Here is a 12286-nt window from a genome sequence, read left to right on the forward strand (position 1 = left end):
CCCCGCTGACCCGGCGGCTTGTAATCCGTTGTTCCGTGTCAGTGGAGGCGCATTATAGGGAGTTATTTCAGGCTGACAAGTTAAAAATATAAAAAACCTATCAAGCGATTACTTTTCAATCAATACGTCCATTTCCGCCTGGATTTTAAACAAAAACGAGCCCCGCAGGGCCCGTTTATTGTTGTTTTGTGACTTACTGCACTGCCACTATGCGATCGTCATTCACTTCCAGACGAATCGTTTTGCCCGGAATCAGTTCACCAGACAGAATTTGCTGCGCCAGCGGGTTTTCGATCTGCTGCTGGATAGCACGTTTCAATGGACGCGCGCCATACACCGGATCGTAACCATTCGCGCTCAGCAGTTTAAGCGCCTCGTCAGAAATATGGATTTCATAGCCACGCTCTTCCAGACGTTTGTACAGACGCTGCAACTGGATCTGAGCAATAGAAGCAATATGCTGCTCACCCAGCGGGTGGAACACAACAACCTCATCTATACGGTTGATGAATTCCGGGCGGAAGTTATTGCTCACAACGCCCAGCACCATATCTTTCATATGGCCGTAATCCAGCTCACCGAAGCGTTCCTGGATCAGATCGGAACCCAGGTTTGAGGTCATAATGACAACCGTATTACGGAAGTCGACCGTTCTCCCCTGTCCGTCAGTCAGACGACCATCATCAAGCACCTGCAGCAGAATGTTGAACACATCCGGATGCGCCTTCTCCACTTCATCCAACAAGATGACAGAGTAAGGACGACGACGTACTGCTTCCGTCAGGTAACCACCTTCTTCATAACCGACATATCCCGGAGGTGCCCCGACCAAACGAGACACGGAGTGTTTCTCCATAAACTCGGACATATCGATACGCACCATTGCATCGTCACTGTCGAACATAAAGTTTGCCAGCGCTTTGCACAGTTCGGTTTTACCGACACCGGTTGGACCAAGGAACAGGAATGAACCAATCGGACGATTCGGATCGGACAAGCCCGCACGGCTACGACGGATGGCGTTAGAAACGGCTTCCACCGCTTCGTTCTGACCAATTACGCGGCTGTGCAGCTCCTGCTCCATACGCAATAGTTTTTCCCGTTCGCCTTCCAGCATGCGAGCAACTGGGATCCCGGTCCAGCGCGCCAGCACCTCAGCAATTTCTGCATCCGTGACTTTATTACGCAGCAGACGCATGGTTTTGCCTTCAGACTGGGTAGCTGCTTCCAGCTGTTTTTCCAGTTCAGGAATTTTGCCGTACTGCAGTTCAGACATCCGCGCCAGGTCGCCAACGCGGCGCGCCTGTTCGATGGCGATTTTTGCCTGCTCCAGCTCAGCCTTGATAGTTTGCGTTCCCGAGAGGGAAGCTTTTTCAGCTTTCCACTCTTCCTCTAACTCAGAATACTGGCGTTCTTTGTCGTCCAGCTCTTCGTTGAGCATATCGAGACGTTTTTTACTTGCCTCATCAGACTCTTTCATTAATGCCTGCTGTTCCAGTTTGAGCTGGATAATACGGCGGTCGAGTCTGTCGAGTTCCTCCGGCTTGGAGTCAATCTGCATACGAATGCTGGATGCCGCTTCGTCAATAAGATCGATAGCTTTATCCGGCAACTGACGATCGGCAATATAGCGGTGAGACAGCGTAGCTGCCGCAACAATCGCCGGGTCAGTAATCTGCACATGATGGTGCAGTTCATAACGTTCTTTCAGGCCACGCAAGATTGCGATGGTGTCTTCCACTGAAGGTTCAGCCACAAACACTTTCTGGAAACGACGTTCCAGCGCCGCATCTTTTTCGATGTACTGGCGATATTCATCAAGCGTTGTTGCGCCTACGCAGTGCAGCTCCCCACGGGCCAACGCAGGTTTCAGCATGTTCCCGGCGTCCATTGCGCCATCGGCTTTACCCGCCCCAACCATGGTATGCAATTCGTCGATAAACAGAATGACGTTGCCTTCCTGTTTCGAGAGATCGTTCAGCACACCTTTTAAGCGTTCTTCAAACTCACCACGATATTTGGCCCCAGCCACCAGCGCGCCCATATCCAGCGCCAGTACACGACGGCCTTTTAAGCCTTCCGGCACTTCACCATTGATGATGCGTTGGGCCAGCCCTTCAACGATGGCGGTTTTACCGACACCGGGTTCACCGATTAACACCGGGTTATTTTTAGTACGACGTTGCAGCACCTGAATGGTACGGCGAATTTCTTCATCACGGCCGATGACCGGATCGAGTTTGCCCTGTTCGGCACGTTCGGTCAGATCGACGGTATATTTTTTCAAGGCCTGACGTTGGTCTTCAGCCCCCTGGTCATTCACGCTTTCACCTCCACGCATTTGTTCAATTGCCTGAGTGATATTGGCGGTCGTCGCGCCTGCTGATTTTAATAAATCGGTCAGCGTACCGCGTGACTCAAGCGCCGCCAGAACGAACAGTTCTGACGAAATAAAGTTGTCCCCACGTTTTTGCGCCAGCTTGTCGCAAAGATTCAGTACACGCACCAGTTCCTGAGAAGGCTGCACATCGCCGCCGGTACCTTCTACCTGTGGCAAACGGCTCAACGCCTGGTCAATGGCTGTACGTAACTGGCCAGCATTAATGCCAGCAGACGTTAATAAAGGACGTACCGATCCCCCTTCCTGATTCAGCAAGGCGCTCATTAGATGAAGTGGTTCGATAAATTGATTGTCGTGCCCCAATGCGAGTGACTGGGCATCGGCAAGAGCAAGCTGGAATTTATTAGTAAGACGATCCAGACGCATAACTCCTCCCATAACAGGTCAAAATTGCTACTGGAGATTAAATGAGGTCATCCCTCAATTATTCAAGGTGAATGACCTGAATTATGTGAAAAGAATATTACACGTACCGGATCGTCTTGATTCTTTAGGTTATATCAGCCAAATAAAACTTGCCATACGACCCGTGGTATTGTCACGACGATAAGAGAAGAACGTCTCACTTTCGCTGAAGGTGCAACGGTCGCCACCGTAGAGATTCTCCACGCCGACATTGGCCAGGCGCTGACGGGCAAGCTGGTAGATATCCGCCAGATACTTGTCGCCGCGCGGCACAAATGCAAGGTCCGCTTGCGGATCTTTCGTCATGAACGCCTCGCGGACTTCTGGTCCAACTTCAAACGCGTTTGGACCTATCGCCGGGCCTAGCCAGGCAATAATGTTTTCAGGTTTGTCGGCAAAACACGCCACCGTCTCTTCCAGCACGCCGGCGCATAATCCGCGCCAACCCGCATGGGCAGCAGCAACTTCCGTTCCGGCACGATTGCAAAACAACACCGGCAAACAATCAGCGGTCATCACCGCACACACGGTGCCCGGCGTGTTGCTGTACGACGCATCTGCACGTTTGGAGGCGTAAGGCTCGCCGGTCAGTTTCAGGACATCCTTACCGTGGACCTGCTCCAGCCAGACCGGCTTTGACGGCAGATTGCCCGCAGCAAACAGTCGTTTGCGGTTCTCTTCAACATGCTCCGTGTTATCGCCGCAATGGGCGCCCAGATTCAGCGAATCGTAAGGCGGCATACTGACTCCGCCAATACGGGTAGAACTACACGCCGCGACACCTTGCGGTATCGGCCACTGCGGGACAATTAGCTTACTCATAGCCAGGCAATATCATCCTTGTGTTCTTCGAAATCAGCGCGCATCACTTCAATCAATTGCACCATATCTTGTGGAATCGGCGCATGCCATTCCATTTCGATACCGGAAATCGGGTGATACAAACGCAGCATGGTCGCATGCAGCGCCTGACGGTCGAACTTACGCAGTACGGAGATAAATTCGTCAGAAGCGCCTTTCGGTGGACGTGGACGGCCACCGTAGACCTGATCGCCCACCAGAGGATGAGTGATATGTGCCATGTGCACGCGGATCTGGTGCGTACGTCCGGTTTCCAGACGCAACCGCAGACGCGTGTGCACACGGAAGTGTTCCATAATGCGATAGTGCGTTACCGCCGGTTTCCCCATTGGGTGTACGGCCATGTGCGTACGCTTGGTCGGGTGACGGCTAATCGGTTCCTCAACGGTTCCGCCAGCAGTCATGTGACCAATCGCCACGGCTTCGTACTCACGGGTAATTTCGCGCAGCTGCAACGACTCCACCAAACGTGTTTGCGCCGGAACCGTTTTTGCCACCACCATTAATCCGGTCGTGTCTTTATCCAGACGGTGCACGATACCAGCACGAGGAACATCCGCGATTGGCGGGTAGTAATGCAGTAACGCATTCAATACCGTGCCATCGGGATTCCCGGCGCCCGGATGCACTACAAGGTCACGGGGTTTGTTGATGACAAGAATGTCGTCATCTTCATAAACGATATCCAGTGGGATATCCTGAGGTTCAAAACGAACCTCTTCATCAATTTCTGCGTTGATGGAGACACGCTCTCCACCCAACACTTTTTCTTTCGGTTTATCGCAAAGTTGGTCATTTACCAGTACGCGCTGGTCGAGGATCCATTCTTTTATGCGCGATCGCGAATAATCAGGGAACAATTCGGCCAAAGCCTGATCTAAGCGTTGACCGAGCTGATTTTCGGAGACTGTTGCGGTGAGTTCTACTCGTTGTGCCATAAACTGCTTCTTCGTTTAACGTTGGGTTTTACGGCTTTGCCGTTTAATATAGTGTGCTATTGTAGCTGGTCTTAACCGGGAGCAGGAACAGAGAATCTCCCGTATTACATTTTGAGGAAAGTCAAAACGTCATGACGCGCATGAAATATCTGGTGGCAGCAGCCACGTTGAGCCTGTTTTTGGCGGGTTGCTCTGGTTCAAAGGAAGAGGTGCCCGATAATCCGCCAAATGAAATCTACGCGACTGCTCAGCAAAAGCTGCAGGACGGTAACTGGAAACAGGCAATAACGCAATTGGAAGCGTTGGATAACCGTTATCCATTTGGACCGTATTCTCAGCAGGTGCAATTAGATCTCATCTACGCCTACTACAAAAACGCCGATCTGCCACTTGCTCAGGCTGCTATCGATCGTTTTATCCGTCTTAACCCGACACACCCTAACATTGATTATGTCATGTATATGCGTGGCCTGACCAATATGGCGTTGGATGATAGCGCACTGCAAGGATTCTTTGGTGTTGATCGCAGCGATCGCGATCCACAACATGCCCGAGCTGCGTTTAATGACTTTTCCAAACTGGTGCGTGGGTATCCGAATAGCCAGTACACCACTGACGCCACCAAACGTCTGGTGTTCCTGAAAGACCGGCTGGCGAAGTATGAATACTCCGTTGCGGAATACTACACTGCCCGCGGCGCATGGGTTGCCGTGGTAAACCGTGTGGAAGGCATGCTGCGCGACTACCCGGATACCCAGGCAACACGTAATGCCCTGCTGTTGATGGAAAACGCTTATCGCCAGATGCAGATGAATGCGCAGGCTGAAAAAGTCGCGAAAATCATTGCCGCCAACAGCAGCAATACCTGATTTGCCTCAGAATGCAAAACGGCAGCCCAAGGGCTGCCGTTTTTTTATCCGTTAACGCCACAACTGAAGCGGTTTAGCTCCAACGCATCCCATCAAATATGGCCTGCTTTCAGGTATTCCTCAAGTAAAAAATCGCCTGTTCCTGCGGTGCCTCACAAAAAGGTTTTCTTGACAAAAAGCGACAAAATAATGTGATTTAGATCACACATTTTGACATTGGGAACGGTATGCTGGAATCACCAAGACGGGAAAGACAAGAGGTAAAATTTATGACAATGAACATTACCAGTAAACAAATGGAAATTACTCCGGCAATTCGCCAGCATGTCGCAGACCGTCTCGCCAAACTAGAAAAATGGCAAACTCATCTGATTAATCCACATATCATTCTGTCTAAGGAGCCACAGGGTTTCATTGCTGATGCCACCATCAATACACCGAACGGACATCTGGTCGCCAGCGCAAAACACGAGGATATGTACACCGCAATTAACGATTTGATCAACAAGCTGGAACGGCAGCTCAATAAAGTGCAGCACAAAGGCGAAGCCCGTCGTGCAACAACTTCAGTCAAAGACGCCAACTTCGTCGAAGCAGAAGAAGAGTAGTCCCTTACATTGAGTGTATCGCCAACGCGCCTTCGGGCGCGTTTTTTGTTGACAGGGTGAAAACAGTACGGGTACTTTACTGACGTAGCCAAAGGAAAATTACATGAAACTTGTCCCGTTCTTCTTCGCATTCTTTTTTACCTTCCCCTGAATGGGAGGCGTTTCGTCGTGTGATAAAGAATGCGAAGACGAACAATAAGGCCTCCCACAACGGGGGGCCTTTTTTATTGATAACAAGAAAGGCAACACTATGACATCGGAAAACCCATTGCTGGCGCTGCGCGATAAGATCAGCACGCTGGATGAAAAATTACTGGCCCTGCTGGCTGAGCGACGTGGACTGGCCGTAGAAGTTGGTAAAGCCAAACTGCTTTCGCATCGTCCGGTTCGTGATATCGACCGTGAACGTGACCTTTTGGACCGACTCATTCAGCTTGGCAAAGCACATCATCTTGATGCTCACTACATTACTCGCCTGTTCCAGCTCATCATCGAAGACTCCGTCCTGACTCAACAGGCACTGCTCCAGCAGCACCTGAACAAAATTAACCCACACTCCGCGCGCGTGGCCTTCCTTGGGCCAAAAGGGTCATATTCTCACCTCGCAGCACGTCAGTACGCTGCCCGCCATTTTGAACAATTTATTGAAAGCGGCTGCGCAAAATTTGCCGATATCTTTAATCAGGTCGAAACCGGACAGGCTGACTATGCTGTAGTTCCGATTGAAAACACCAGCTCCGGTGGGATTAACGACGTTTACGACCTGCTGCAGCACACCAGCCTGGCTATCGTTGGCGAGATGACCATTACAATAGACCACTGTGTACTGGTGTCTGGCACAACGGATCTTGAGACCATTGAAACGGTATATAGTCATCCGCAGCCGTTCCAGCAGTGCAGCAAGTTTCTGAATCGCTACCCGCACTGGAAGATTGAGTACACCGAAAGCACCTCTGCGGCGATGGAAAAAGTTGCGCAGGCTAACTCACCGCGCGTGGCGGCCCTGGGGAGCGAAGCCGGAGGCGTACTGTATGGATTGCAGGTTCTCGAACATATTGAGGCTAACCAGTCGCAAAACATCACCCGTTTCGTGGTGCTGGCACGTAAAGCAATCAATGTATCCGACCAGGTTCCGGCAAAAACCACGCTGCTGATGGCAACAGGACAACAGGCCGGTGCGCTGGTTGAGGCGCTGCTGGTACTGCGTAACCATAATCTGATTATGACTAAACTGGAGTCACGCCCGATTCACGGCAATCCGTGGGAAGAGATGTTTTATCTTGATATCCAGGCCAACCTAGAATCGCCCCAGATGCAAAAAGCATTGAAAGAGCTGGGTGAGATTACGCGTTCGATGAAAGTACTGGGATGCTATCCAAGTGAGAACGTGGTGCCAGTCGATCCGAGTTAACGTTTGACAATGCCGGATGGCGCTACGCTTATCCGGCCTACGATTCATACGATTTTTGAAGGCCGGATAAGGCGAAGCCGCCATCCGGCATCTTAATTAAGGACGGCTGTCATTCGCCTGACGTAACAAAGTACGGCTTTCACTCTGGAAGCGTTTCGCATAATCGCCAAACCAGTGCTCCACCTTACGGAAGCTGTCGATAAACGCTTGCTTATCGCCCTGCTCCAGCAAACCGATCGCCTCGCCAAAACGTTGGTAGTAGCGTTTAATCAGCGCAAGGTTGCTCTCAGACGACATAATAATATCGGCATAGAGCTGCGGATCCTGGGCAAACAGACGGCCAACCATTGCCAGTTCAAGGCGGTAAATCGGCGAAGAGAGCGCCAGCAGCTGCTCCAGTTGAACGTTCTCTTCCGCTAAATGCAGACCGTAAGCAAAGGTCGCAAAGTGACGCAGTGCCTGAATAAACGCCATGTTCTGGTCATGTTCAACAGCGCTGATCCGATGCAGTCGCGCACCCCATACCTGAATCTGTTCCAGAAACCACTGATAAGCTTCCGGCTGACGTCCGTCACACCAAACTACGACCTGCTTGGCCAGACTGCCGCTGTCCGGACCAAACATTGGGTGTAACCCCACCACCGGGCCATCATGTGCAGCCAGCATCGCCTGCAAAGGGCCATTTTTCACTGAAGCCAGATCCACCAGGATGCAGTCAGACGGCAGACGCGGTAGTTTGGCGATCACCTGCTCGGTGACGTGGATCGGCACGCTGACGATCACCATGCCGGCATCAGAGACGATCTCCGGCGCGCGATCCCAGTCCTGCTGTTCCAGGATCCGCACCTGGTAACCTGACAGGGTGAGCATTTTTTCGAACAGACGCCCCATCTGACCGCCGCCGCCGACAATCACCACCGGCCGCAGAGAAGGACAAAGCGTTTTAAACCCTTTGTCGTTCTCACTGGAGTAGGACTCACGCATAACGCGGCGTAGCACATCTTCAATCAGGTCCGGCGGCACGCCAAGGGCTTCCGCTTCCGCACGACGAGAGGCCAGCATAGAGGCTTCCCGTTCCGGTACGTAGATCGGCAGCCCAAAGCGGCTTTTTACTTCACCAACTTCGGCAACCAGCTCCAGGCGGCGTGCCAGTAAATCCAGCAGCGCCTTGTCGACTTCATCAATTTGATCGCGTAATGCGGTCAATTCAGCAACCATAACCAACCTCTTATGCTACACGCGCCGACAGCTGACCGTTTAAATCCTGGCTAATTTCACGCAGCAGCGCATCCGTCATTTCCCAGCTAATGCAGGCGTCAGTTACGGATACGCCGTATTTCATTTCGCTGCGCGGCTGTTCAGAAGACTGGTTGCCTTCGTGAATATTACTTTCAATCATCAAGCCAATGATTGAGCGATTGCCATCTTTGATTTGTGCAATCACGGATTCAGCCACGGCAGGCTGACGGCGGTAATCTTTATTGGAATTACCATGACTGCAATCTACCATCAGAGAAGGTCGTAGTCCCGCCTGCTCCATCTCTTTTTCGCACTGGGCGACATCTGCCGGGCTGTAGTTCGGCGCTTTACCTCCGCGCAAGATCACGTGACCGTCCGGATTCCCCTGTGTTTGCAGCAGTGCAACCTGCCCGGCCTGGTTAATACCGACAAAGCGGTGCGACTGCGCGGCCGCGCGCATGGCGTTAATGGCGGTCGCCAGGCTACCGTCGGTACCATTCTTAAAGCCAACCGGCATCGAAAGACCGGAAGCCATTTCACGGTGAGTCTGCGATTCCGTAGTACGGGCACCGATTGCGGACCAGCTAAACAGATCGCCCAGGTATTGCGGGCTATTTGGATCCAGCGCTTCAGTTGCCAGCGGCAGTCCCATATTTACCAGTTCAAGCAGCAGCTGACGCGCAATTTTCAGACCTGCTTCAACATCAAAAGAGCCATCCATATGAGGATCGTTAATTAACCCTTTCCAGCCGACAGTGGTACGGGGTTTTTCAAAATAGACGCGCATCACCAGGTAGAGGCTATCGCTGACCTCTGCGGCAAGGGCTTTAAATCGACGAGCATACTCAATCGCCATTTCAGGATCGTGAATGGAGCATGGGCCACATACGACCAGCAGGCGAGGATCGCGACCAGAGATAATATCTGAGATGGTTTTACGCGACTGGGCGATTTGCGCCTCTTGCTCCTGGCTCAGCGGAAATTCAGCTTTCAGCTGCTCCGGAGTCATCAGAACCTGTTCGTCGGTAATATGTACGTTGTTCAGCGCGTCTTTTTGCATGATGGTGATCCTGTTTAGCTCGTTTGCGATAGTTGATCCTCAGCGAGGAGGAAATAACGATATCACAACAGGTAAAGATTTCAATCCACAATCCGTAAATTTTAATTTACATAGTGCTATTTTAAGGCAAAAACAGCCCTTATAAATGTACATTTAAATTTACACAACCGAATTTTCAGATCCACTATGCTTAAAAAAACGAAGGAGCACAGGCAATGAAGCAACTCATCAGCACCTTATTTCTATTACTTCTTAGCGGATGTCAGATAGATCCCTACACCCATGCCCCTACCTGGACTGGTACCGACTGGTACGACGCCGGGATACAAGATGCCATTTCGGGGTATGCCGTTAAAGATAATGAAACGCTTGCCGACAACTACAATGACCCCGAGGTCGATCGTACGGAATACCTTAAGGGTTACACTGAAGGACAACGCAAAACCTGCCAGCAGGATTTTGTTTATGCCAGAGGCCTGACCGGGAAAACTTTTCCGCCCAGTTGCGATACTGTCGAAAATGTTGACCAGTTACACAGCGCCTGGCAGCAAGGGGCAAACGAGGGTGCCGCCTCGATAAGGTTAAATTAAACAATGGGTTATATTTTATAAACCATTAAGATTTAACTTAAATCACCAATAGCATTATTCCAGGAATAATGACGGCTTAGGAAAATAATGTTATTTTGTTGCAAACAATCTTGAATGTATTTCGACGTTTTACAGCAAACGCTGGTAGGTAACTATTCATGAGCTATTCTTACCGACTCATACTTCTACTGGCACTGCTCCTGACCGGATTACCGCTGTATGCCCAAAGCGTTACGGAAGAAGCAAAATCGGTACGCGCTATGGTTTCCGGCATCGTCAGTTATACACGCTGGCCCGCACTTTCCGGGCCCCCAAAACTGTGTATTTTCTCTTCATCGCGTTTTTCCAGTGTCCTGAAAGATACCAGTGCAGGCGCATTACCCTATCTTCCCGTCATCATCCGTACGGAACAAGAAATATTAGTTTCGCAGTGTGACGGTTTTTATTTTGGAAAAGAATCCCCTACTTATCAGGTGGAATTAAAGAATAAATATCCGACTAAGGCATTGTTATTAATTGCTGAACAGAACCCCGAATGCGTTATTGGCAGCGCCTTTTGTCTCATAATTAAAGACGAAGATGTGAGATTTTCCGTAAATATGGATTCCCTTTCACGCAGCGGCGTAAGGGTCAGTCCAGACGTATTGATGCTTGCACGGAATAATAAGCATGGATAAGGGCCATTCTCCCATAGCACGCCCGACGTTTAAGCGAACATTACGGCGTATCAGCATAATCAGCGTTCTGGTAACCATGATGCTGATCTGGCTGCTGCTCAGCATTTCTTCCGTGCTGGCATTAAGACAGTATGCGCAAAAGAATCTGGATCTGACTGCCGCTACCATGACCCGTACGCTCGAAGCTGCATTAGTCTTTTCTGATAGTGTTGCAGCAACTGAAACGCTGGCGGCACTGGGCCAGCAGGGGCAATTTTCCGTTGCAGAAGTCCGTAATAAAAACCAGAAGGTGATCGCCACCTGGCGCTATAACGCGCAGGATACCACTGAAAAGATCAGCGGGATGATCAGCCACTGGCTGTTCCCACAACCGGTCACTCAGCCGATTTTGCATAATGGCAACGTCATCGGCGAAGTACGATTGACTGCGCGCGATAGCGTTATCAGTCATTTCATCTATTTGTCGCTGGCCGTCCTTACCGGGTGCATTCTGTTGGCATCCGGAATTGCATTAATGCTCACTCGCTATTTACACAATGGCGTTGTGGATGCACTGCAAAACATTACCGAGGTGGTACATGATGTTCGTACCAACCGTAACTTTTCACGGCGCGTATCAGAGGAACGCATTGAAGAGTTTCATCTCTTTGCCCTGGACTTTAATAGTCTGCTGGACGAGATGGAGGAGTGGCAACTTAAACTGCAGGCAAAAAACGCTCAGCTGTTGCGTACTGCACTACATGACCCTCTGACGGGTTTGGCAAATCGCGCAGCATTTCGCAGCAGCATAAATGCCCTAATGAATGATGATGCCGCCCACAGCAGCTCGGCATTGTTATTCCTTGATGGCGACAATTTTAAATTTATTAATGATACCTGGGGCCACGCAGCGGGGGATCGGGTCCTGATTGAAGTCGCAAAAAGGTTATCCGAGTTTGGGGGGAGTCGCCATTACCCATACAGACTTGGCGGCGATGAGTTCGCCATGGTGCTGTACAGCGTTCATTCTGAATATGAGGTTCAGCGGATCTGCGCGGCACTGTCACAAGAGTTTAACCGACCTTTTGACCTGCATAATGGTCATCTGGCAAGCATGACGCTCAGCATTGGGTTTGCGCTGACGTGGGAACATGCCTCTGCCGAAAAATTACAAGAACTTGCCGATCAAAATATGTATCAGGCTAAACATTTGCGTTCTGAACGCATTATTAAAAAATAAGGAATTAC

At 50.7% G+C, this 12286-nt stretch carries 12 protein-coding genes and 1 other annotated feature; of the genes, 7 read left to right on the forward strand and 5 right to left on the reverse strand.

Features of this window, described 5'->3' with window-relative positions; genetic code table 11:
- Positions 1 to 193 precede the first annotated feature (193 nt).
- The 3 genes from clpB to rluD all read right to left on the reverse strand — a co-directional run bounded on the left by clpB (position 194) and on the right by rluD (position 4605).
- Positions 194 to 2767: an ATP-dependent chaperone ClpB gene (clpB, locus tag OGX92_RS06895; protein WP_003826468.1), complete on the reverse strand. Its 2574-nt coding sequence runs from the start codon at positions 2765 to 2767 to the stop codon at positions 194 to 196.
- Between the two features lie 129 nt (positions 2768 to 2896).
- A complete protein-coding gene (gene yfiH, locus OGX92_RS06900) occupies positions 2897 to 3628 on the reverse strand; it encodes a purine nucleoside phosphorylase YfiH (RefSeq protein WP_286586369.1) in 732 nt (243 codons plus the stop codon).
- The gene (rluD, locus tag OGX92_RS06905) at positions 3625 to 4605 is read right to left on the reverse strand and encodes a 23S rRNA pseudouridine(1911/1915/1917) synthase RluD (RefSeq protein WP_003826464.1); all 981 of its coding nucleotides are present in this window, start codon (positions 4603 to 4605) and stop codon (positions 3625 to 3627) included. Before rluD ends, yfiH begins: the two co-directional genes overlap by 4 nt.
- 131 nt (positions 4606 to 4736) lie before the next feature.
- Between rluD and bamD the strand changes: the two genes are divergently transcribed.
- The 4 genes from bamD (at position 4737) to pheA (ending at position 7493) form a co-directional block, all read left to right on the forward strand.
- Positions 4737 to 5474: an outer membrane protein assembly factor BamD gene (bamD, locus tag OGX92_RS06910; RefSeq protein ID WP_286586370.1), complete on the forward strand. Its 738-nt coding sequence runs from the start codon at positions 4737 to 4739 to the stop codon at positions 5472 to 5474.
- 269 nt (positions 5475 to 5743) lie between these two features.
- Positions 5744 to 6082 carry a ribosome-associated translation inhibitor RaiA gene (gene raiA / locus OGX92_RS06915; RefSeq protein ID WP_003031244.1) on the forward strand — a complete coding sequence of 113 codons (339 nt, stop codon included), beginning with the start codon at positions 5744 to 5746 and terminating at the stop codon, positions 6080 to 6082.
- 102 nt (positions 6083 to 6184) lie between these two features.
- Positions 6185 to 6310: a sequence feature (Phe leader region), on the forward strand.
- A complete protein-coding gene (gene pheL / locus OGX92_RS06920; protein ID WP_100250063.1) occupies positions 6186 to 6233 on the forward strand; it encodes a pheA operon leader peptide PheL in 48 nt (15 codons plus the stop codon). (Overlaps the previous feature by 48 nt.)
- A gap of 22 nt (positions 6311 to 6332) precedes the next feature.
- Entirely contained in the window at positions 6333 to 7493 is a 1161-nt protein-coding gene (gene pheA / locus OGX92_RS06925) for a bifunctional chorismate mutase/prephenate dehydratase (protein WP_149335750.1), read from the forward strand.
- A 96-nt stretch (positions 7494 to 7589) separates the two neighbouring features.
- Here the strand turns inward: pheA and tyrA are convergent, their stop codons facing one another.
- Together tyrA and aroF are read right to left on the reverse strand one after the other, a co-directional pair.
- Positions 7590 to 8711, reverse strand: a complete 1122-nt coding sequence (tyrA, locus tag OGX92_RS06930) for a bifunctional chorismate mutase/prephenate dehydrogenase (protein WP_003826456.1) — start codon at positions 8709 to 8711, stop codon at positions 7590 to 7592.
- A gap of 10 nt (positions 8712 to 8721) precedes the next feature.
- Positions 8722 to 9792 (reverse strand): 3-deoxy-7-phosphoheptulonate synthase AroF, encoded by a 1071-nt coding sequence (gene aroF / locus OGX92_RS06935; protein ID WP_003031241.1) that lies wholly within the window; start codon positions 9790 to 9792, stop codon positions 8722 to 8724.
- Positions 9793 to 10007: 215 nt separating this feature from the next.
- On the opposite strand from aroF, the gene OGX92_RS06940 reads away from it, so the two are divergent.
- The 3 genes from OGX92_RS06940 (at position 10008) to dgcN (ending at position 12278) form a co-directional block, all read left to right on the forward strand.
- Positions 10008 to 10382 carry a DUF2799 domain-containing protein gene (locus tag OGX92_RS06940; protein ID WP_200921270.1) on the forward strand — a complete coding sequence of 125 codons (375 nt, stop codon included), beginning with the start codon at positions 10008 to 10010 and terminating at the stop codon, positions 10380 to 10382.
- Between the two features lie 158 nt (positions 10383 to 10540).
- A complete protein-coding gene (gene yfiR, locus OGX92_RS06945; RefSeq protein WP_003826451.1) occupies positions 10541 to 11059 on the forward strand; it encodes a regulatory sequestration protein YfiR in 519 nt (172 codons plus the stop codon).
- On the forward strand, positions 11052 to 12278 hold the full coding sequence (dgcN, locus tag OGX92_RS06950) for a diguanylate cyclase DgcN/YfiN (protein ID WP_003826449.1): 1227 nt from the start codon (positions 11052 to 11054) through the stop codon (positions 12276 to 12278). The genes yfiR and dgcN overlap by 8 nt, the downstream gene beginning before the upstream one ends.
- Positions 12279 to 12286 lie beyond the last annotated feature (8 nt).

The sequence above is a fragment of the Citrobacter sp. Cpo089 genome (genome assembly GCF_030332695.1).
Lineage (GTDB): Bacteria > Pseudomonadota > Gammaproteobacteria > Enterobacterales > Enterobacteriaceae > Citrobacter > Citrobacter portucalensis.